General features: G+C 65.2%; 18 protein-coding genes. 8 read left to right on the forward strand and 10 right to left on the reverse strand.

Annotated features, from left to right (window positions below):
• The first annotated feature begins 91 nt into the window (after positions 1-91).
• The gene (locus UCD39_RS09440) at positions 92-1,102 is read left to right on the forward strand and encodes an IS30 family transposase (RefSeq protein WP_330495777.1); all 1,011 of its coding nucleotides are present in this window, start codon (positions 92-94) and stop codon (positions 1,100-1,102) included.
• Positions 1,103-1,239: 137 nt separating this feature from the next.
• On the opposite strand, the gene UCD39_RS09445 is transcribed toward UCD39_RS09440, so the two are convergent.
• The 6 genes from UCD39_RS09445 to UCD39_RS09470 all read right to left on the reverse strand — a co-directional run bounded on the left by UCD39_RS09445 (position 1,240) and on the right by UCD39_RS09470 (position 7,847).
• Complete coding sequence (locus tag UCD39_RS09445) at positions 1,240-1,953, reverse strand: FkbM family methyltransferase (protein WP_330495778.1); 714 nt, start codon at positions 1,951-1,953, stop codon at positions 1,240-1,242.
• 245 nt (positions 1,954-2,198) lie between these two features.
• Positions 2,199-3,059, reverse strand: a complete 861-nt coding sequence (locus UCD39_RS09450) for a hypothetical protein (RefSeq protein WP_330495779.1) — start codon at positions 3,057-3,059, stop codon at positions 2,199-2,201.
• An 89-nt stretch (positions 3,060-3,148) separates the two neighbouring features.
• Entirely contained in the window at positions 3,149-4,498 is a 1,350-nt protein-coding gene (locus UCD39_RS09455; protein WP_330495780.1) for a S41 family peptidase, read from the reverse strand.
• Positions 4,499-4,627: 129 nt separating this feature from the next.
• Entirely contained in the window at positions 4,628-5,113 is a 486-nt protein-coding gene (locus UCD39_RS09460) for a TspO/MBR family protein (RefSeq protein WP_330495781.1), read from the reverse strand.
• A gap of 116 nt (positions 5,114-5,229) precedes the next feature.
• Positions 5,230-6,240, reverse strand: a complete 1,011-nt coding sequence (locus UCD39_RS09465; RefSeq protein WP_330495782.1) for a DUF5700 domain-containing putative Zn-dependent protease — start codon at positions 6,238-6,240, stop codon at positions 5,230-5,232.
• Positions 6,241-6,452: 212 nt separating this feature from the next.
• Entirely contained in the window at positions 6,453-7,847 is a 1,395-nt protein-coding gene (locus UCD39_RS09470) for a hypothetical protein (protein ID WP_330495783.1), read from the reverse strand.
• 275 nt (positions 7,848-8,122) lie between these two features.
• Here UCD39_RS09470 and UCD39_RS09475 point away from each other — a divergent pair, with 275 nt between their 5' ends.
• Genes UCD39_RS09475 through UCD39_RS09485 form a run of 3 tightly spaced genes read left to right on the forward strand, consistent with a single transcriptional unit; the run spans position 8,123 to position 11,114 of the window.
• Entirely contained in the window at positions 8,123-9,439 is a 1,317-nt protein-coding gene (locus UCD39_RS09475; protein WP_442943642.1) for an ethanolamine ammonia-lyase subunit EutB, read from the forward strand.
• On the forward strand, positions 9,439-10,224 hold the full coding sequence (gene eutC / locus UCD39_RS09480) for an ethanolamine ammonia-lyase subunit EutC (RefSeq protein WP_330495785.1): 786 nt from the start codon (positions 9,439-9,441) through the stop codon (positions 10,222-10,224). The genes UCD39_RS09475 and eutC overlap by 1 nt, the downstream gene beginning before the upstream one ends.
• Before the next feature lie 23 nt (positions 10,225-10,247).
• Entirely contained in the window at positions 10,248-11,114 is an 867-nt protein-coding gene (locus UCD39_RS09485) for a carboxylesterase family protein (protein ID WP_330496534.1), read from the forward strand.
• Here UCD39_RS09485 and UCD39_RS09490 read toward each other — a convergent pair.
• Together UCD39_RS09490 and UCD39_RS09495 are read right to left on the reverse strand one after the other, a co-directional pair.
• The gene (locus UCD39_RS09490; protein ID WP_330495786.1) at positions 11,086-11,733 is read right to left on the reverse strand and encodes a TetR/AcrR family transcriptional regulator; all 648 of its coding nucleotides are present in this window, start codon (positions 11,731-11,733) and stop codon (positions 11,086-11,088) included. The two genes, UCD39_RS09485 and UCD39_RS09490, sit on opposite strands and share 29 nt — an antisense overlap.
• A gap of 104 nt (positions 11,734-11,837) precedes the next feature.
• Complete coding sequence (locus UCD39_RS09495) at positions 11,838-12,878, reverse strand: LLM class flavin-dependent oxidoreductase (RefSeq protein WP_330495787.1); 1,041 nt, start codon at positions 12,876-12,878, stop codon at positions 11,838-11,840.
• A 367-nt stretch (positions 12,879-13,245) separates the two neighbouring features.
• On the opposite strand from UCD39_RS09495, the gene UCD39_RS09500 reads away from it, so the two are divergent.
• The 3 genes from UCD39_RS09500 (at position 13,246) to UCD39_RS09510 (ending at position 17,891) form a co-directional block, all read left to right on the forward strand.
• On the forward strand, positions 13,246-15,636 hold the full coding sequence (locus tag UCD39_RS09500) for a TonB-dependent receptor (protein ID WP_330495788.1): 2,391 nt from the start codon (positions 13,246-13,248) through the stop codon (positions 15,634-15,636).
• A gap of 13 nt (positions 15,637-15,649) precedes the next feature.
• A complete protein-coding gene (locus tag UCD39_RS09505; RefSeq protein WP_330495789.1) occupies positions 15,650-16,939 on the forward strand; it encodes an MFS transporter in 1,290 nt (429 codons plus the stop codon).
• Positions 16,940-17,114: 175 nt separating this feature from the next.
• Entirely contained in the window at positions 17,115-17,891 is a 777-nt protein-coding gene (locus tag UCD39_RS09510) for a cyclase family protein (protein ID WP_330495790.1), read from the forward strand.
• Positions 17,892-17,894: 3 nt separating this feature from the next.
• Here the strand turns inward: UCD39_RS09510 and UCD39_RS09515 are convergent, their stop codons facing one another.
• Positions 17,895-18,722, reverse strand: coding sequence for an AraC family transcriptional regulator (locus UCD39_RS09515; RefSeq protein WP_330495791.1), 828 nt, complete (start codon positions 18,720-18,722; stop codon positions 17,895-17,897).
• Between the two features lie 132 nt (positions 18,723-18,854).
• On the opposite strand from UCD39_RS09515, the gene UCD39_RS09520 reads away from it, so the two are divergent.
• The gene (locus UCD39_RS09520) at positions 18,855-20,117 is read left to right on the forward strand and encodes an MFS transporter (RefSeq protein ID WP_330495792.1); all 1,263 of its coding nucleotides are present in this window, start codon (positions 18,855-18,857) and stop codon (positions 20,115-20,117) included.
• Between the two features lie 4 nt (positions 20,118-20,121).
• Here the strand turns inward: UCD39_RS09520 and UCD39_RS09525 are convergent, their stop codons facing one another.
• Complete coding sequence (locus UCD39_RS09525) at positions 20,122-20,589, reverse strand: hypothetical protein (protein WP_330495793.1); 468 nt, start codon at positions 20,587-20,589, stop codon at positions 20,122-20,124.
• Positions 20,590-20,595: the final 6 nt, after the last annotated feature.

A 20,595-nucleotide genomic window follows, 5' to 3' on the forward strand; every position in this document is an offset into this window, starting at 1 on the left:
ATCCGGTTGAAACATTGTGTGTAGGCGGGGTGGACTCAAAAACGAAGTGCGACTTTCCAATGTTCTCAGTGAGTTGGACAGGAGGTCGCAGATGGGGTCTCACTACTCTCACCTGGATTTGTCGGAACGTCGGCTGATTGAAGCCGGTCTTGCCGCCGGTCTCTCGGTTGCGGCCCTGGCCTCGACGCTGGGTCGGCACCGGTCGACGGTCTATCGGGAGATTGCGCGTCACTTCTACCACACGGCGGAGCGAGACCGCTGGGGCCATGGCTATCGTGGCTACTATTGCGTGGCGGCGCATCGGGCGGCGGGCCGTCGGCGGTATGGATGTGCCAAGCTGGCCCGTAATCCGGCGCTTCTGGCCCACGTGCTGTCGAAGCTTCGTGCGGGCTGGTCGCCGGAACAGATCGCCGGGCGGCTGAAGGTGGAGCCGGAGGCTGTCGGCTGTGTTTCTCATGAGACCATCTACAGGTATGTTTACAGTGCCGAAGGCCGGCGCGACGGTCTGTTTGCCCTTCTAGCGATGGCCAGGCATCGCCGACGCCGACTGCGGGGCCGCAAGCCCCGCCAGGGTGCGATCCCGTCGGAACGTTGGATTACCGCCCGGCCTGCCAGCGTGGCGGATCGCAGTGAGTTCGGCCATTGGGAATGCGACCTGGTTCTGTTTGCCAGGGCATTCGGTAAAGCCAACGTGACCTCTTTGCAGGAGCGCCAGAGCCGCTATCTCATCCTGCAAGCCAATGAGGATCGCCGGGCTGGGCCGTTGGCGGCCAGTCTATCGGCTCTCCTGACGTCCCTGCCCGCGCCCGCCCGGCAAACCATCACCTTTGATCGCGGTACCGAGTTCATGGGCTATCGGGCTGTTCCTGCGGACTGTTACTTCTGCGATCCGCACAGTCCTTGGCAGAAGGGCGGCGTGGAGAACGCCAACGGCCGGGTCCGGCGACATCTGCCGCTCGACAGCGCGCCAGGGGATCGATCCCCCGGCGCGCTGTCGGCTCTGTGCGAGCGCCTCAATGCGACGCCTCCCCGATGCCTTAACTACCGAACGCCAGCGGAGGTCTTCCACGCCAAGCTCGCAGAACTTGGGGCGGTTGGTTAGGATGAAAAAGCCATGTCGCACTTCGACTTGAGCCCACCGCGCAAAGTCAAAATGTCAGTCCGGAGCAAAGTGGAAGTGTCAGTCTTCCAGCTGGGAGGTTGGTGATGGGCTGGGTGACGACGATGAGCGGCTCTCGATCACAGAACCTTACTTAAATCAACAAATATGTAAGTAATCTCCGCTACGGCGGCTAGTTTATATCCATTGCTGTACATGTATGAGATCGTTGGGTCCGCGCCTAATGAAAGTATATCGGCATCAAATATTTCGATACTGACAATGGATGGGCGAAATCTATTTAGATCTAAACTGGCTAATACCTGTCTATCGAACCCCTCCAGGTCTATATTCATATAGCCAATGGATTGTCCTGCGGGGAGGTTTTCTTCCAGAATCCGGTTTATCGTTTTCACAGGAACAATTTTTGTCCCAATAAGTTTACGACCTATCTTTTTCCACTCCTCAGCCGTTTCGGGGCTCAGGGTGTTGGTGCCGGCGCTGTCGAATTGATAGTAGACAAGTTCGCCTTCCTCAATGCCAACGCCGCAGCAGACTTTAATGTCTTCTGGATATGCGGCATTGAACAGTGCAATGGCATCCTCATTGGCGTCAATGTGGATACCCGTCCAACTCATAATTTTTAAAAGCCGGGTGTTTGAAGCATGTAAGGGGTGGTAGGCTCCAACGTCGACGAAAAACCCACCATGCGCTTGCTTGAGTTGATGAACTAGAATGTTCGTTATTATCGAATCTTCCCCGAACTGGGAGTAGGTAATTTTCGTATTATTATCTCTTATAATGTCAAAATATTGACGCGCCGGAAAATCTTCTAACATTGGCAAGCGTATCATCCTGAAATTTTCCTCTTGTGGTGCTCTTATTTTGCCATATTAGAATGGAGCCCAAAATGGGATGGACTGATTGCAATTATTAATAATATATGGATTTATTTTTTGCAAGGAAAAGATGCTGATGCAATAGGAATTTGCCGTTGCGTTGTCTTGTTAGGTAAACAATTAGAGACTCCGCGTGCCTTGAACTCATCAGTAAGGTTAGATGTAGTTCCTTTCACCAATGAAGTGAGTCACCCTCGGCTCTATGGACGCGCGGTGCTGGACGGAGGCGTCGGGTTCACGGGTGGAGAAGCGGAGAACGGTTTGCCGACAGAGAAACTGCCGTCATAGGCCGCGCTGGGTGTCATCGTGATGCCGGCGGGCGGAATGTCGGGCCTGTCTCCCAGACTGTTGGGGCCGCATTTCATATCGGCCAAAGTCAAGGAGGTGCCGCGACAGTTCCAGGCGCTGCCGCCCGTCGGTGTGACATCCAGGCTGACGGTTTCCCCTGCCGGGAGAGTCGCCGCCATGGGAAGCAATGCGCCGGTCCGGTCCGTAGGCGCCCTGCGGGCATGGGTTCTTCCCACAAAAATCAATATCTTGGCGTCGGGATGGGCCTGGTGCGCCGCGATGATCCCAACGGCCATGGCCCTTTCATAAAGGCCCGGATCCGAGGAAGCCGGCACCGGTTGGAAAGGCACGAACGACACCGCTATGTCGGGGCTAGCCAGGGTACGGACACGTTCCAGCATCTGCGCCATGGCCACGCTGCTGCGACCATCGGTCATGCCGCCGGGGTCCGCCGCGAAAAACGGCAAGGCGGCTGCTGGGGATTCAGGATGGCGGCTGAAATTGCTCAGCGCTTCCGCGTTGGTCACGGGAAACTCCAAGGCCAGCACGACCTTATGGAATTTGGTCGCGGCGGCACAGGCGATGCCGGCGACCATGGCCGGGATTTCCGCCGTGCCGTGGAGATCACCGACCACAAAATAGGTCTTGGCCGGGTCCAGGAAGGTGTCGACACCGGGAACGGGGGTACATTGCGCCGCCCTGCCCGCCTGCGGCGCCATCAGCAGGGCCAGGGCCGCAGTCAGCGCCAGGATAGAAAGGACTGAACGGCGCATGGACATATCCCTTGTCGTTTTGTCGCGGTCCAACGGTACCATCATCCTCAAAGGGGATACAGAAACACTCTGTAACCTATTGTAGCTCCCTACCCCTTCACGCAGGCATAGGCGCCGCGTGAAATGGGGTCGGTGTTCTCCTCCGTCACCGGCACGCTGCTGCGATACCCCTGGGGGCAGACCGCCATGATCCACCAGCCCCCGGGTGCTGTGACCTTGGAGGCCAGGGTCTCCCCGCTTTCCAGCGTGATCAGGCGCAGAGACGCCGGTGCGGCGCTACGGCGTTCCTCCAGGAGGATGGGCTGACTGCACACATTCGTCATGAGTTGAACGGTACTGTCCTTTGGGTCGTCCGAGATGAGCCGGCAGCGCTCAACCTGGGGCAAGGTCGGCTGGCCGGTGTCCCAAGGTGAGGCCATGGTGTCCAGGGACGGTCGGCGGTCGGGCGGCAGGGTGATCACCTGAGCGAAATCCGGGTTCTCCCGGGCCATGGGCCAATCGGCGCGGATCAGGTCGTAAACAGTCGCCATTTCCTGCCCTGGCTCTGTCACCACGTCGGGCCGCACGCCTACTCCTTCCCAGCCTGCGCCGCCATCCGGCGCCCGCAACAGCTTGGTGGGCAGGAACAGCGACAGGCCGCCGGGCAGATCCTCCCAATGACCGGCGATGCCGGCGCCCGCCGTCGTCTGGCCTACGATGGTGGCCCGTCCGGCGCGTTGCAGGCCAAAGGCGAACCCCTCCGCCGCTGATCCGGTATGGCTGTCGACCAGGATGTAAAGCTTGGCGTCGGCCAGTCGCCGGCCGGGAACATAGCCGTAAGTCCATTCCTGCTCTTCCCGCGCCGGATCGCGGTGGACGCCCCGCACCAGCAGGCGCTGCTGTCCCACCGGAAAGAAGTAGGTGGCCAGGAACACCCCGATCTCGCCATTGCCGCCGCCATTGCCGCGCACGTCGATGATGACGTAATGCGACCGCGCGGCCAGGGCCATGGCGGCGGCGGCGCTGGCGAAGCCATCCTCATTCGCGACCCAGGGCCCGGGAGTGCGGATGGTGGTGACCGGCAGATCAGGATCCACCTGCACGGCGGCGATGCCGTGGTAAGGGCCCGTTTCAGCCTCGCGGTCATCGGCATGGCCGGCGCCGCACCGGACGGTCAGGTGCCGGTCCTCATGTTCGGTCCGCAGGTCGCGGGTCAGCGTCTCCGCCAGGGCGCAGGGCCCCTTCCCCTCAAATCGGCCGGCCTTGAGTTCGCGTGCCAGGCCCCTTTCGTAGCGTGCCGCGATGTCAGGCAGAGGATAGCGGTCGTGCAGCAGCCGGCTGATGGCGGCCACAACCTCGGCGACCCGGGCGGATGGGAGGGGCGCCTCCCCGATGTCCGCCGCCCGCCCCGTCGCGCAGATCAGGCCAATACCAAGAAGAAGCGGCAGGAGATGTCGCATGGACCGCGCTGCACCCCGAAGTGAAGGACAGCCCCTATCCTATGGATCGCCTAAGGACGGTCACGCGCGGAGCGCGGGCGGGAGAATTTGTCGCACGGGTTGCGGAGGCTACCGCCGGTGGCCGGGTTTTTAGTTCAGGATCCAGATACCGACGTTCAGCGCGTTGGCGAAGCTGACCCAAGCGGCATAAGGCAGGAACAACAGGGCGGCCGTGCGGTCCTGGCGCCAGGCGGTGGCGATGAAGGCCAGGATGGTGGCCAGCAAAGCCAGGATGATGGCCAGGGCCAGGCCGGGCAGATGCGCGGCGAAGAAGATGGGGGACCAGCAGAAGTTCAGTACCATCTGGATCCACCACAGGCGCATGGGCCGGCTATCGCGATCCCGCCGCCACGTCAGCCAGCCGGCCACGGCGATCAGGACATACAGCAGGGTCCAGGCCGGGGCGAACACCCAGTTCGGCGGGGTGAAGCCGGGCTTGGCCAGGTTGCGATACCACTCGGCCGGCGCCGTCAGATAACCCAGGGTCAGGCCGATGCCTAGAACCAGCACGATGAAGAGGATGAGGGCGGGAAAACGCGTCGCCGGGGCCGGCGCTTCGTCCTCATGGATCGTCATGGGCGGCTATCCTGGGCAATGTCATGTCTACCAAGGGATTGGTACACAATAACATCGCGGTTGTCGCGCCCGTTCCTTGGCTTTCGATTGGCACCCCCGATTGGCGCCTTTCAGCGTCACCCGTCCCGCAACCGTTTCAGCACGTCGGGCGACCAAGTTGCCAGCCGGGCGCCCCGGGCGTTGGCCTCCTGCGCCTCCTGGTTATAGAGTTCCAGCAGCTTGCGGGGGTCCAGCAGGCACTCGTTGAAGGCCGCGCGGCCGAAGCGCCTTTCGACCAGCACGGCCATTTCATAGCCGACGGTGTACCACGCCCCTTGCGCGTCACCCCAGAAGGGCGCGGCGCGCTTCATGATGTCCCCGTCCTGGGTCAGCGTTCCGTCCAGGATGTCCAGCAGCAATTGCTGGATGGCGGCCAGGTCAGTGGCGAAATGCTGCATGTCGCCGTCCCACCGGGCGCGGGTGTTGGCGTCATCCTCCCAATGGGGATGCCGCTCGGCACCGGCGGCGGCCAGCATGGCCGCCCCCTCCCCGAAGGCGCTGAGCCAATGCACGGCCCGCCGCACGTTCGCCGGCAGGCGCGCCTGCAATTCCTCCTGTCGGCTGTCCAGGCTTGCCAGGCCGATATGGTGGCATTCATGGGCGACCGTGTTTTCGAACTGGTCTTGCGACTGATGGCTGACGGCCAGGAAGATGGCTGGGCCATCACTATCGCCTTCCGCCGGCGCTGACTTTTTCCAGACGAAGCTGTTTCGTTGCGGTTTGATCTCCGGGAACACCTGGGCATGGATGCTGGCGCCTGCGGGCAGCCAGGCCAGAACCCCGGTGGCGAGCCTGGCCATATCCGCCTGTTTCATGGCCGCCAGGGTCGACGCCCATTCAGTCCGCTGTGTCGCCGCTTCCGGCGACAGGAGGAAACGTTGGAAATCCTCATCGGTAAGCGGGCGCCCCATGGCCGCTTCCCGGGCCTTCAGCCATTGATAAGGCTTGGTGGCGAACAAGCGGTTCCAATCCTCGGCCGTAATGGTTTGGCGAGTCGCCTGCTTTTCCAGGATGCGCAGGGCCTCGTCAGCCTCCGATGTGTCAAGCGCCAGCGCCACCACCCCGTCGGCCACGGCGGTGCCAGCCAACAGCAAGCATGCGCCCAAAGTTGCCGCCAATATTGTGGAAGGCATCAACCGGCCCATGTCCGTCCCTTTCAGATTCAGACATTCCCGGTAGCGGAGCATATCAGGCTGGCGGCTGCGCACTCGGGCCACTTTCCCGCACCTGACCGGGACCACTTGCGCCGCTGGAGCCGGGAGCGCCACTGGCGCCCCCGAATCCCCGAATTGTCGTCGAATTACTTCGGCGCGTCGGCGACGGCCCAGGAGAAGTCGGCGCGGGTGGCCTGGTCGGTGAAGTACTGCTTGTCGGCGAACAGGTTGATGGGCTGTTTGTAGTTGGCGGGATAGGTCGGCCCCTTGCCCACGCCGGCCAAGGCATGACAGCTGATGCAATTGGACTGGATTCCGTCGGGAATGCCCGGATCGGTCTCGAGATAGGGGTTGAAGCACACGTCCATCTTCTGTTTCTGCCCGCTGGTGGCCACGGCCGGCACCTGCTGGCTGTAGTTGGTGCACATGGCGTAATTGCGGTAGGGTGCGGGTAGGTTGGCGGGCTGCCCCTGCTTGCTGCCCGGATACTTGTTGGGCGTGTCGGCACCCGGTTGCCAATAGAATGTCTGCCAGGCCCAGAATGGCACTTCCTTGGTGTTGACATGCATGGCCACCAGCACGCCATAGTCGCCTGCAGCCGCCTTGACCTGCTGGGTCTTGCTCAAGGCCTGCGCCTCTTCCTCACTCAGCTTGAAGTTATAAAGCACCGTCACCGACGCATAGTACTGCACGGTGCAGGATAGCTTGGCGGCCTTGGCTGAGGCATCCAAGGTGGCGATCTGTTCCTTGCTCAGCTTCTTGCCGGCCGGGATGATCTCGTCCCCCGTGGCGGTCGGGTCGATGGCGACGCAGACTTTCCAGGTTTCCGGGGTGGGGTTCTTGGCATTGGTCGATTGTGCCGGCCCTTGCCACAGCGGCACGGGCGTCAGGCCCGTGGCCTTCACCACGCTCATCACCGGCTTCAGTTCCAGGGCCTCCACCGGGAATTCGCTGATGCTGCGGTTCTCGGTGGGCGTGCCGCTAGGCCAGGCGGCGTTGATCTTGTTCAACGCCGTTTGGGAATTGACCTCATAGGTCCCTTGCAGCCCGGCGATGTACTGCGGTGACCGGATGAATTTCGCCGCGGCGGGGCTGAACTTGTTGAACGACACCACCTGGGTGCTGCTGGCCGGGTCGTTGGGGAGGGCGTTGCCGCGCAATAGCGCCAAGTGGGCGAACTGATGAGGGCGCCTGAAATGCCGCGCTGGCTCCGCCATTTTATCGCCGCCCGATGCCGCCACCTTGGATTGCGGTGTGGCGAACACCTCTTCCGTGCCCAGCCAAGTTTCCCAAACCGGCAGTTCCTTGCCATCATAAGTGGTGCCGGACGCCGCATTCAGACCGGCCCAGACGGTCCAGCTGTGCTGACGCAGCTGGTCCTGGTTGTTGTTGGTCACCCAGCCTTGAAGGGTGGCGCCCTGCGTGCCGATGGCGTAAGAGGCTGGAATATCAACAGGAACGATCTGCGCCATCGCGGCCGTGGGCATCAAGCCGATGCCGAGCAGCACGGCCAAGGTGGCGGTTGAAGAAGGGACACGCATGCTTCCCCCTGTCACTTGTGGATGAGCCGGCGAACCAGGGCCAGGCTTTGCGGGTGTATGCGTGACATTATCAACTTATAGAGAAAAAAGTCACCATTAATATAACTTTAACGAGTAGTTGTGAGGCGTTGCTCGACGCTTCTCGGCGTCCATGTTCGATGTCATGATCACGTCGTGGGTGATGTCGCTTGGGGGAGACGGGTTTGGTTGGACGCGCGCCGTACCGCATCACCGTGGGGCCCCGCACCTGGAACTTCACCGACCTGAAGGACTTGATGGCCAAGGCGACGCCCCTCCGGTCCGGCGACCGGCTGGCCGGTATCGCCGCCGCCAGCGCGGAGGAGAACGTGGCGGCCAAGATGTGCCTGGCCGACCTGCCGCTGAAGACTTTCCTGACCGAGGCGCTGGTGCCCTATGAGGCGGATGAGGTCACCCGCCTGATCCTGGACCGGCACGACGCGGCGGCCTTCGCCCCGGTGTCGCACCTGACGGTGGGCGGGTTCCGTGACTACCTGCTGTCCGACCAGGCGACGACGGACGCGCTGGCCGCCCTGGCCCCCGGCCTGACGCCGGAAATGGCGGCGGCGGTATCCAAGATCATGCGCAACCAGGACCTTATCCTGGCGGCGCGCAAGTGCGTCGTCATCACCCGGTTCCGCAACACCATCGGCCTGCCGGGCACCCTTGCCGTGCGGCTGCAGCCCAACCACCCGGCGGATGACCCAGGCGGGGTGGCGGCGAGCATCCTGGATGGCTTGCTCTATGGCTGCGGCGATGCGGTCATCGGCCTGAATCCGGTATCGGACAGTCTCACGGTCCTGGGCGACCTGGCGTGCCTGATCGATGGCGTCATCCAGCGTTTCGCCATCCCCACCCAGGCCTGTATCCTGACCCATGTCACCACCAGCATCGAACTGATGAACCGGGGCGTCCCGCTGGATCTGGTGTTCCAGTCGGTGGCGGGGACCCAGGCGGCCAACCAGGGATTCGGCGTCAGCCTGGCCCTGCTGCGCGAGGGGATGGAGGCCGCCCAGGCGCTGAAGCGCGGCACGGTGGGCGACAACGTCATGTATTTCGAGACCGGCCAGGGCAGCGCCCTGTCCGCCGGCGCCCACCATGGCGTGGACCAACAGACGCTGGAGGCACGGGCCTACGCCGTGGCGCGGGAGTTCCGGCCCCTGCTGGTCAACACGGTCGTCGGCTTCATCGGGCCGGAATACCTTTACGACGGCAAGCAGATCATCCGCGCCGGGCTGGAGGACCATTTCTGCGGCAAGCTGCTGGGCCTGCCGCTGGGCTGCGACGTCTGCTACACCAACCATGCCGAGGCCGACCAGGACGACATGGACACGCTGCTGACCCTGCTGGCCACCGCGGGCGTGTCCTACATCATGGGCGTGCCGGGGGCCGATGACGTCATGCTGAATTACCAGTCGACCTCCTTTCATGACGCCCTCTATGTCCGGCGCCTGTTGGGGCTGAAGCGGGCGCCGGAGTTCGAGGCATGGCTGGTCGCCATGGGCATCGCCGGCGCGGACGGCCGCCCCCTGTCCCAGTCGCCCGGCCAGCCCCTGCTGCGGGGATGGCGCTGATGGACCGGCCAACGGTCACGCCCGACGCCTGGGCGCACTTGGCCGGTGCCACCCCCGCGCGCATCGCCCTGGGCCGCGCGGGCGATAGCCTGCCGACGGCGGAGGTGCTGCGCTTTGCCCTGGCCCATGCCCAGGCGCGGGATGCCGTGCACACGCCGTTTGACGCCGCCGGGCTGGTGGAGCAACTGGCGGCCCTGGATCTGGCGCCGGTGGCGGTGCACAGCGCCGCGCCAGACCGCACCACCTATCTTAACCGTCCAGACCTGGGACGCCTGCTGGATGCGGCCAGCCGGGAATCGCTGCCCCCCCTGGCCGGGGGCGCCCCTGACCTGGCCATCGTCGTCGCCGACGGCCTGTCGGCCACCGCCGTGCATCGCCAGGCCCTGCCCCTGCTCACCGCCCTCCTGCCCTGGGTCCGGCGGGAGGGTTGGCGCCTGGCGCCGGTGGTGGTGGCATCCCAGGCGCGGGTGGCCCTGGGCGACGCCGTGGGCCAGGCGCTGGGCGCGCGCGCCGTGGCCATGCTGATCGGGGAACGACCGGGCCTGTCCGCCCCCGATAGCCTGGGCGTCTATCTCACCCTGAACCCCACCCCCGGGCGCCTGGACGCGGAGCGCAACTGCCTGTCCAACATCCGGGATGGCGGCCTGTCCCACGACTTGGCGGCCTTCAAGCTGGCCTGGCTGTTGCGGGAGGCGTTGCGCCGGCGGGTGACGGGCGTGGCGCTGAAGGATGAGAGCGACCGCTTGCTGGTCGACGGCCGCGCCCCCATGTTGCTGGCGGACTGAAGAAGAGGGTGGCCGTGCTGCGGATGGGATGGGTGGCGGTGTCGATGATGGCGCTGGTTTCGGGCGCTTGGGCACAGACCGGGCGCGTGGACGAGCGTACCCTGCCCTATGCCCCGTTCCCCTCAGATCTTAAGGCCATGGACGACGTCATCAAGGCGCCGCTGAGCGACGACTTTGTCGCCAAGACCTACACGGCCCCAGACGGCCGCGCGGTGCCCTATCGTCTGTTGGCACCGGCGACGGTGGCGGCGCAGTCGACTTTGGCCAAGCTGCCTCTGGTGGTGGTCCTGCACGGCTCCGGCAGCATCGGCCAGGATAACGCCGGGCAGATGACTGGCTTCGCCAAGGCTTGGGCGCTGCCTGACCTGCGACAGCGCTTCCCCGCCTATGTGGTGGTACCGCAGGTGGACACGCGCAGCGCCGACTACGCGCCGGGGGTGGACGGCCTTTTGGCATCCCACCCTGGTGCTTCCCTGCCCGCCGTCTTGGCCCTGGTGGACGATCTGGTGGGGCGCCTGCCGGTGGACACGACGCGGATTTATGTCGTGGGCTTCTCCATGGGGGCCTCGGCGGCGCTGGATGCGCTGGTGGCCAAGCCCGGCCGCTTCGCTGCGGCGGTCGCCTTCTCCGCCGTGCCGCCGGACCGGACGCAAGCTGCAGGGGTGGCCGCCGTGCCCACCCTGCAGGTGCATGGTGACGCCGATATGGAAAACCCTTACGCCCCCGACCATGCCTGGGCCGAGGCGGTGGCCGCTGCCGGTGGCGCCCCCGTCTTCATCCGATACCAGGGTATGGAGCACCGCTTGCCGCCGGACATGATCCTGGCGCCCGGCTGGCGGGAGTGGCTGTTCGCCCAGCGGCTCAAGGTCGCCGTTCCGCCCCGCCCGTGACGCCGCGGCCGTAGCGCGCCAGCAGGGTCAGTACGGCCTCATCGATCACCCGCCCCACCTCCGCATCGCTCACCCCCTGGTCGGCGGCCAGGAAGGTGGGCCAGAAGATCAAGTCGTTGATCATGCCCAGGAACTGGCGGGCGGCCAGGGGAACGTCATGGATGGCCATGGTGCCGGCCGCGATTTCCGAGCGCAGATAGGCATGCAGGCGGTCCAGATAGGGCGCTTTGCCCCGCTGGAACAGGGCTTGGCCCAATTCGGGGAAGCGCGGCGCCTCCGCGATGATGACGCGGAACAAGGGGCCGGTATGGGGCTGGCGCAGCTTGCCGGCGTAATCATGGCCGATGGCGGTCAGGCCCCCGGCCGGGTTGCCCGGCGGCGGCAAGGGGCGTTGCAGTTCCGGGTCCGCCTCCCACAACTGTTCCATGATGCCTTCGAACAGGGTGGCCTTGGTGGGGAAGTGCTTGAACAGGGTGCCGGTGGAGATGCCGGCCTCCTTCGCCACCTGGGCCAGGGTGGTCCGGTCATAGCCCTGGGACAGGAAGGCCTTGCCCGCGGCGGCCAGGGCGGCCGACCGCTTTTCCGATTTCACCCGCTGCCTGTACTCTTCCACAGCCATGGCTGCCCATTCCCCCACTCCCGCCGCAGGCCGTTTGTATACCGGCGGGGGCGGCGGGGGTAAGGGAACAGATGTTCCCACCCCCGCTTCGGCCCCCGGGGATTTCAGAGGGGGCCGTGGTTCAGGTGGGGCAGGACGTAACGGGCGAACAGGTCGCATTCCCGCGCATGCGGGTAACCTGAAAGAACGAAGGCCTCGATCCCCGCCGCCTGGTAGGCCCGCAGCTTGGCCAGCACCTGGTCGGGATCGCCGACGATCGCGGCACCGCAGCCGGACCGGGCGCGGCCGATGCCGGTCCACAGGTTCTCCTCGACATAGCCGTCATTGTCCGCCGCCTCGCGCAGGCCGGCCTGGCGGCTGACGCCCAGGGAGGCGCTGTCCAGCGACTGCTTGCGGATGCGCTCACCCTCCGCCGCGTCCAGGCGGGACAGTAGGCGATCGGCGGCGGCGCGGGCCTCCGCTTCGGTTTCGCGCACCACGACATGGACGCGATAGCCGAAGCGCAGTGTGCGGCCGTGGCGGGTGGCGCGGGCGGACAGGTCATCGACGATGGCCTTCACCTCGCTCAGGCGGTCGGGCCACATCAGGTACACGTCGGCCCCCTTGGCCGCCGCCTCCCGCGCGTCTTCCGACAGGCCGCCGAAATAGAACAGCGGCGCCCGGCCGCTGACGGGCCGCACGCGCGGCGGCTCGACCGCGACGTTGTAGAACTCACCCTTGAAGTCCACCGCCTCGCCGTTCAGCAGGCTGCGCAACAGCGCCATCAGTTCGGTCGTGCGGGTGTAGCGGGCGGCGCTGGACAGGGTTTCGCCCGGCATGTCGCTGGAGATGATGTTGATGCTGAGCCGGCCCTGCAGCATCTGGTCCAGCGTGGCCAACTGGCGCGCCAACTGCGGCGGCCACATTTCCCCACAGCGGATGGCCACCAGCAGCTTCAGCCGGCGCAGCAGCGGGGCCATGGCGGCGGCGAAGGCGGTGGTGTCGATGCCCAGGCTGTAGCCAGACGGCAAAAGGATGTTATCGTAGCCCCCCTTCTCCGCGGTCAGCACGATATTCCGACAGTGCTCGAAACTGGACAGCAGGGCCGGATCGCGCACACCCAGGAATTCGTAGTCGTCGTCGCAGAGGGCGGAAAACCAGCTCACCTCACAACGGGGGGCGGCCGATAACGACGTCTGGGAGGACGGAGATGTGGTGTTCGACATGGGGGCTCAGGCCTTTCCATCTGGCGGGCATGTCCGGGAACGGAATTGTTAAGTCCCTGAACATGAAGCGAAATCGTTGGTGCTGACCAGGGCGATCGGGCCCCTGTCCAGGCGCGCCCACTGTCCACACCACCGACCTATGTTTCAACTGATTTTTTGTGGGGAATGTTCGCCACGCATACGCCAATTGTCCAAATTGGCGATGAAGGTCGTTGACCGCGTTAATTTACGTGCCAAATATGTCCGTGAAAAATCCTAAATAAACACATCTTTCAATGTGAATTAAGCCCAGAAGGGGGTTCAAGGGATGCAGGCCGTTGCCAACACCGTTGTCGGATTGACGGGTAAAGGTCGTTTGTCAGTTCGTCTGCTGGGCGGGGTCGCCCTGGCGCTGTCGCTGGCCGGCGCCGGCGCCCATGCCGCCGAGGCGCCGCAGTCCAGCCCCGCCGATGCCGACACCCTGACCGAGATCATCGTGACGGCGCAGAAGCGGGGTGAAAACCTGACCTCCGTTCCTGTCGCCTTGTCCGTCGTCACCGGTGACGCGCTGGCCCGTGCCGGCGTCAGCACGTCCGAATCCTTGCCCAACCTCGTTCCCGGCGTGACCTTCCGCAAGGGCACCACCAACAAGAATTCCGCGCTCAACATCCGCGGCATCGGCACCCTGTCGTTCAGCTCGGGTGCCGAGCCCAGCGTGTCCACCGTGGTGGACGGCGTCGTCTACGCCCGCTCCGGCATGGCGGTGACCGACCTGCTGGACATTGACCGGGTCGAGGTGCTGCGCGGTCCCCAGGGCACGCTGTTCGGCAAGAACGCCTCGGCCGGCGTCATCAACATCGTGACGGCGGAGCCCCAGCACAGCTTCGGCGGCTATGCCGAAGCTTCGGGCGCCGACAATGGCGAGGTGCGGCTGCGCAGTTCCATTTCCGCCCCCATCAGCAGCGACCTGGTGGCGCAGTTGGCCGCCTTCTACGGCCACGCCGACGGCAACGCCCGCAACGTCCATAATGGCCATGATATCAACGGCTATGACCACAAGGGGGCCCGCGCCAAGCTGCAGTGGACGCCCACCGACGCGGTCAAGGTCACCTTCATCGGCGACTATGCCGAGGCTGACGACAATTGCTGCGCCGAGTCCATCCAGGTCATTTCCAACAGCGCCGCCAATGTGCGCAGCCTGATCCCGGCCCTGGCCCCCGTCTACCCGTCGGCGACCAACAAGGACATCAACAACGACGTCGACCCGCGCACCAAGGATCGCAACTTTGGCGCCTCCGTCCAGGTGGATTGGTCCTTGCCGGCGGGCACCTTCACCTCCATTTCCGCTTGGCGGGGCTGGCACAATGTGGAGACGCGCGACGGTGACTTCACGGCCAGCTATCCGGCCTATGTCGGGTCTTCCGTCCCGGGCGGCAGCACCAGCCTGACCGACCACGGCTATGTCGACCTGAACCAGTATTCGCAGGAACTGCGCTATGCCTCCGACCTGGGGGGCCGGTTCGATTATGTCGGCGGGTTCTTCTTCTTCCACACCGACACCAAGGAACGGTTCACCCGGTCGGACGTCACCTGCACCGCCTCCACCCTGGCGGCGCTGGCCAACGGCAACATCCCCTGCGCGTCGGGCAGTTCCACCTACGCCCGCGCCTCCGGCACGGCGGTGGACAGCGTGACCACTAATAATGAGGCGCTGTTCGGCCAGGGCACCTATCACATCACCGATGATTTCCGCCTGACCTTCGGTGGCCGGCTGACGCATGACGAACTGGACTACACCTTCCAGCGCGTGGCCACGGCCACCGGCTTCGCCGGCATCGGCGCTAGCTTCGCCAGCGCCAACAACTACAGCCGCAACGACGCGTCGGCCAAGGCGGGGGTGCAGTACGATCTGGGGCCCAACACCATGGCCTACTTCACCTATTCCCAGGGCTACAAGGGACCGGCCTACAACATCTTCTTCAACATGGCGGCCAACAACACCGGCCGCCTGTCGCCGGAAACCTCCAACGCCTATGAGGTGGGGCTGAAGACCTCCGCCCTGGACAACAAGGTGGTGGCCAGTCTGGCGCTGTTCCGGGACGACATCGACGGCTTCCAGACCAACAGCTTCACCAACATCAACGGCGCCGTTGTCAGCACCCTGGTCAACGCCGGCACGGTGCGCACCCAGGGCGTGGAACTGGACTTCCTGACGCGGCCCCTGCCCGGCTTGACCTTGAACGGGGGCGCCGCCTACACCGACGCCACCATCGTGCAGTTCGCCTGCCCCACCGGCGCGCCGGCCACCTGCTATTACCCCAATGGCAAGGTGCTGCCCTATGCGCCCAAGTGGAAGCTGACGGCGGATGCGGCCTACAAGCTGCCTTTACCGGACAGCGTGCCGGTGGGCGTCACCATCGACACCAGCTACTCCTGGCGCTCCGACCAGCAGATGGACATCGGCGAGTCCCCGGCAACCATCCAGAGGGCCTATGGGATTTGGAACCTGGGCGTGGACTTCGCAGCACCGGAGGATCGCTTCGTCGTCCGTCTCTACGCCCAGAACCTGCTGAACCAGTTCTATGCGGCCTCCAAGGTGCCGGACAGCGCCACCAGCGTGGTCAACGGCGTGGCCGTGCCCTCCACCACCTATGTCCGCCTGGGCGTGCCCCGCGATGCCCAGCGCATCCTGGGGCTGGGCATCCGCACGAAGTTCTGAGTAGGCTGACGGCATGACGACGCAGACCGACACCGGCCCGGACGGTGTGACCGAAGCCCCCGCCGAAGGGCCCGCCCTGCCGGCCCGCCGGCCGCTGGGCTGGGCACCGTGGCTGGTGCTGGCCTGCGTCTTCACCGCCACGGCCCTGAACTACGCCGACCGGCAGAGCATGGCGCTGCTGAAGCCCATGATCGACGCCGATCTGGGCTGGACGCAGGAGGATTACGGCCTGGTCATGACCGCCTTCCAGGCGGCGGGCATGCTGGCCCTGGTGGGGGCCGGGTGGTTCATCGACAAGGTGGGGTTGCGCTGGGGCTATCCCCTGGCGGTGGCGGTGTGGAGCCTGGCCGCCATGGCCCACGCCGGCGCGCGGACCACGGGACAGTTCCTGGGCTGTCGCTTGGCCCTGGGCGTGGCGGAGGCCGCCAACACGCCGGCGGCGGCCAAAGCGGTGGCAGGCTGGTTTCCCGCTGACCGCCGGTCCATCGCCATCGGCCTGATGAACGCCGCCCCCAACGTGGGCGCGGTGCTGACCCCGCTGATCCTGCCTTGGCTGGCGCTGGAATGGGGGTGGCACCTCACCTTCCTCATCACCGGCGCCGCCGGTTTCGTTTGGCTGGCCGCGTGGTTCCTCCTGCCCTCCCGCCCCCGGGTCCAGGTTGTGGCGGCTCCGGTGGAGGATCAGCCGGCGTGGCCGTGGCGCCGCCTGCTGAGCGACCGGCATTGCTGGGCCGTGGCGGGGGCCAAGTTCCTGACCGACCCCGTCTGGTGGTTCATGCTGCTGTGGATGCCGGACTTCTTTCACCAGCGCTTCGACCTCGACATGCGCCACATCGGGGCGCCGGTGGCCACCGTCTACGCCCTGGCCACGGCGGGGGCATTGCTGGGCGGCATCGTGCCGGCGCGTCTGCTGGCGGCGGGGGTGTCGGCCAGCCGGGCGCGCTGGATCCCCATGGCGGCCTCGGCCCTGTTGGTGCTGCCCTTGCCGTTGGCCCTGCTGGCCGACAACCCCTGGCCCGCGGTCCTGCTGGTCGGGCTGGTGCTGGCGGCGCACCAGGGCTTTTCCACCAACGTCTTCGCGCTGGCGGCCGACGCCTTTCCCGTCCGCATGGTGGGCACGGCCATCGGCGTGGGCGCCTTCTGCGGCAATCTGGGCGGGGTGCTGATCCTGCAGGCCACCACCTGGCTCTCGGCCCATGGCGGCTATCACCCGCTATTCATCTATTGCGCCGTGGCGTACGGTCTGGCCTTCCTGCTGGTACGGACCTTGATCCCCCGCGTTCGGGTGGCGGAGGGGGCATGATCTATCCGCCCTGTCGATGACGACGCATGGGTTTTATCGATTTTTCTTTTACCCCCGCGCCCCGGTCTAATGCGGCCCAAGACGGGAGGAAACAAGGATACTGCGCACCCGGGGGGAACCCGGGCGGTCCCGTCGTTCGCATCGGCCCCGTGGGGCACTGACAGGAACCGGCAGCATGGCGCGCACCTTCATCGACATCTCCGTCACCCTCGACAACGACGTGGTGGCCGACCCGCCCTTCATGCGTCCGCATATCGAGTACCAGACGCATAAGGACACGCTGGGCGAACTGACGATGTTCTTTCCCGAGCTGAACCCCTACGACATGCCGGACGCGGAGTTCGCGGCCTCGGAAACCGTGCGGCTATCCACCCACAACGGCACCCACCTCGATGCGCCTTGGCACTATGCCTCCACCATGAACAAGGGCGAACGGGCCATCACCATCGATGAGGTGCCTCTGGAATGGTGCTTCAACCCTGGGGTCAAGCTGGACTTCCGCCACCTGCCTGATGGCCATGTGGTCGGTGCCGCCGAGGTCGAGGCCGAGTTGGCCCGCATCGGCCATACCCTGCGGCCCTTGGACATCGTGCTGGTGAACACCCGTGCCGGCTCCCGCTATGGCCATGGCGATTTCTTGGGTGCCGGCTGCGGCATGGGGCGGGAGGCGACGCTGTACCTGACGGAACGCGGCGTGCGCGTCACCGGCACCGACGCGTGGAGCTGGGACGCCCCCTTTCCCCACACCGCCAAGAAGTTCGCCGAGACCAAGGACGTCGGCCTGATCTGGGAAGGGCACAAGGCGGGCCGCGACATCGGTTACTGCCACCTGGAGAAGCTGTATAACCTGGAGGCGCTGCCCCCCACCGGCTTCACCGTCAGCTGCTTCCCGGCCAAGATCAAGGGGGCCTCGGCGGGCTGGACCCGGGCGGTCGCCATCATCGACGCTTGAGGCTCACGTCCAGGAGGGGGCGGGCACGATGTCCGGGCGCAGGTAACGGCTGGGCGGCACGCCCAGCAGGCGCTTGAACATGCTGGTGAAGGCGGCGGGGTTGTCATAGCCCAGATCCAGCGCCACCGTCGTTACCGATTCCCCCGCCGCCAGCCGGGGCAGCGCCGCGAACAGGCAGGCCTGTTGGCGCCACGCGGCGAAGCTGAGCCCCGTTTCACGGCGGAAATGCCGGGTGAACGCCCTGCGGCTCATGGCCAATTCCTGGGCCCAGCCATCTATGGTGGCATGTGGGTCTGGATTTGCCACGAAGGCGCGGCAGCGGGCGGCCAACCGCGCCTCGGTGGGCAGGGGCATGGACAAGGGCAGCACGGGCAGCGACGGCAGTTCGTGCAGCAACAGCGCCATGATCAGGCTTCCCCGGCTTCCCTCGGGGACTTCGGCGGGCAGCTCCGCCGCCTCGACCAGAAGCGCGTGGACCAGGGGGGAGATGCCGACCACTTGGCACCGGTCCGCCCGGGGATCCAGCGCGCCCTCCTCCCGTGCCGGTGGCAGTACGGCGGGGGCGATGTACAGGCTGCGCATGGCGCCAGGGCCGGCGACCATCTCAACCTCATGCACCACACCGGCGGGTATCCACACCGCCCGCTCCGGCGGCACCATCCAGGTTCCCTGGGCGGTGGCCACGGTCATGACCCCGCGTATGCCGTACAGTAATTGACAGCGGCTATGCCGGTGCGGCGGCAGGATGAGGCCCTGGGGATAATCGTTGCCCACGGCGAAAATGGGGGCTGGCAATTCCTCCAGTGTCAGGGACCGGACGTTCCGCACCATGGTGGCCCACTCTCATAACAAATTGGCCTGACGCCGTAAGCGGGCCGGCCCTTGCCGGGGTAGCTTGTCCACCGCCTGCTGAATTGCAAGCCACTTGGGCGGCGGGTGCCGTGAAAAAGGGGGGACGAGTTGGTGAACCAAGCGCAAGGCGTCATTGAAACCACGCCGGTTTCGGACGCGGGCGTGGATGGCGGCCCGGCGGTAAAGGCTGGGGGCACGGTGTTCACAGTGCTGGGGGCCATAAGCTTCTGCCATCTGCTGAACGACATGATGCAGTCCATGCTGCCGGCCATCTACCCCATCCTGAAGGGCAGCTTCGACCTCAGCTTCAGCCAGGTGGGCTTGGTGACCTTGGTCTACCAGATCACCGCATCGCTGCTGCAGCCCTTGATCGGCCTCTACGCCGACGCCAAGCCCAAGCCTTATTCGCTGTCCATCGGTATGGGGTTCACCCTGGTGGGCCTGGTGCTGCTGGCGATGGCGCCCAGCTTCCCCCTGGTGCTGGCGGCGGCGGCCCTGGTAGGCACGGGGTCATCCGTCTTCCATCCAGAATCCTCGCGTGTGGCCCGCATGGCGTCGGGTGGACGGCATGGCTTGGCCCAGTCGCTGTTCCAGGTGGGGGGCAACGCCGGTTCCGCCCTGGGGCCGCTGCTGGCGGCCTTCATCATCGTGCCCCAGGGGCGGGGCAGCATCGCCTGGTTCTCGTGCGCCGCCTTCCTGGGCATGATCGTCCTGGCCAGGATCGGCCTGTGGTACAAGCGCAACGCCAAACCCAAGGCCGCCAAGGCGGTGAAGGAGGATCTGACCGGCCTGACGCCGCGCCAAGTGGGGCTGGCCTTCGCCATCCTGCTGGCGCTGATCTTCTCCAAGTATGTCTACCTGGCCAGCATCACCAGCTACTTCACCTTCTATCTCATACAGACCTTCGGCCTGTCGGTTAAGGCGGCACAGGTGCACCTGTTCATCTTCCTGGGCGCCGCCGCCGTGGGCACCATCGCTGGCGGGCCCATCGGTGATCGCTTCGGGCGCAAGCATGTCATCTGGTGGTCCATCCTGGGCGTGCTGCCCTTCACCCTGGTCCTACCCTACGCCAACCTGTTCTGGACCAGCGTGCTGAGCGGTGTCATCGGCGTGTGCCTGGCCTCGGCCTTCCCGGCCATCGTCGTCTATGCCCAGGAACTGATGCCGGGCAAGGTCGGCACCGTTGCCGGCCTGTTCTTCGGCCTGGCCTTCGGGGTGGCGGGCGTGGCGGCAGCGGCCCTGGGCTGGCTGGCGGACCTGACCAGCATCACCACCGTCTACAAAATCTGCGCCTACCTGCCGGCCCTGGGCATCCTGACGGTGTTCCTGCCGGATATCGAGGGGGCGATGAAGCGGGCGCGCCGGGCGGGGTGAGGAATCACGGCGTCTTGCCGCGCTCTAAGAAATAGTCCTCGCCCTCATAGAGATAAATGGCCTTACCGTCACCCAGGAACAAAACCCGGCCAACGGGACCTTTGTCACAGGCAAGCCGCGCATCAATGACTGACCCCTTCTGAGGAATGAGGTTCTTGGCGCTCTTGGGCAAGTTGGTACCAAATAGTTTCATGACCTGGTCGCCGGGTATGGCCCGGTTGGGATAAGAGGCATTCGTGCAGGTGATTGAGAAGGGGTCCGTGAACGATGTCGGGGCGAAGGTGAATTTCGTCCCCACCTCTTCCGCTCGCCGACCTGCGCAGTCTTTGCAGAGGACTTTGGTGATGGTCCAGGTCCCGAACATTTCGGGCGAGCCTTGAGGGTTGGCCATCGGTGGCAGAGTGACATCCGCTTGGATAGCGGCGGTCAGCAGCATCCCCGTTGCGAAGGCGGTTGCAGCCAACAGCTTCATTGTGCA

The organism is Nitrospirillum karajorum, assembly GCF_036348415.1.
In the GTDB taxonomy this organism is placed as follows: domain Bacteria; phylum Pseudomonadota; class Alphaproteobacteria; order Azospirillales; family Azospirillaceae; genus Nitrospirillum; species Nitrospirillum amazonense_B.

What these genes read in the sequence shown, in the direction of transcription:
- UCD39_RS09525 (WP_330495793.1), bottom strand. Translation starts at nt 20,589, where the DNA reads ATGAAGCTGTTGGCTGCAACCGCCTTCGCAACGGGGATGCTGCTGACC.
- UCD39_RS09455 (WP_330495780.1), bottom strand. Translation starts at nt 4,498, where the DNA reads ATGCGACATCTCCTGCCGCTTCTTCTTGGTATTGGCCTGATCTGCGCG.
- UCD39_RS09485 (WP_330496534.1), top strand. Translation starts at nt 10,248, where the DNA reads ATGGGATGGGTGGCGGTGTCGATGATGGCGCTGGTTTCGGGCGCTTGG.
- UCD39_RS09460 (WP_330495781.1), bottom strand. Translation starts at nt 5,113, where the DNA reads ATGACGATCCATGAGGACGAAGCGCCGGCCCCGGCGACGCGTTTTCCC.
- UCD39_RS09475 (WP_442943642.1), top strand. Translation starts at nt 8,123, where the DNA reads ATGGCCAAGGCGACGCCCCTCCGGTCCGGCGACCGGCTGGCCGGTATC.
- UCD39_RS09490 (WP_330495786.1), bottom strand. Translation starts at nt 11,733, where the DNA reads ATGGCTGTGGAAGAGTACAGGCAGCGGGTGAAATCGGAAAAGCGGTCG.
- UCD39_RS09450 (WP_330495779.1), bottom strand. Translation starts at nt 3,059, where the DNA reads ATGCGCCGTTCAGTCCTTTCTATCCTGGCGCTGACTGCGGCCCTGGCC.
- UCD39_RS09500 (WP_330495788.1), top strand. Translation starts at nt 13,246, where the DNA reads ATGCAGGCCGTTGCCAACACCGTTGTCGGATTGACGGGTAAAGGTCGT.
- UCD39_RS09515 (WP_330495791.1), bottom strand. Translation starts at nt 18,722, where the DNA reads ATGGTGCGGAACGTCCGGTCCCTGACACTGGAGGAATTGCCAGCCCCC.
- UCD39_RS09510 (WP_330495790.1), top strand. Translation starts at nt 17,115, where the DNA reads ATGGCGCGCACCTTCATCGACATCTCCGTCACCCTCGACAACGACGTG.
- eutC (WP_330495785.1), top strand. Translation starts at nt 9,439, where the DNA reads ATGGACCGGCCAACGGTCACGCCCGACGCCTGGGCGCACTTGGCCGGT.
- UCD39_RS09445 (WP_330495778.1), bottom strand. Translation starts at nt 1,953, where the DNA reads ATGATACGCTTGCCAATGTTAGAAGATTTTCCGGCGCGTCAATATTTT.
- UCD39_RS09440 (WP_330495777.1), top strand. Translation starts at nt 92, where the DNA reads ATGGGGTCTCACTACTCTCACCTGGATTTGTCGGAACGTCGGCTGATT.
- UCD39_RS09505 (WP_330495789.1), top strand. Translation starts at nt 15,650, where the DNA reads ATGACGACGCAGACCGACACCGGCCCGGACGGTGTGACCGAAGCCCCC.
- UCD39_RS09470 (WP_330495783.1), bottom strand. Translation starts at nt 7,847, where the DNA reads ATGCGTGTCCCTTCTTCAACCGCCACCTTGGCCGTGCTGCTCGGCATC.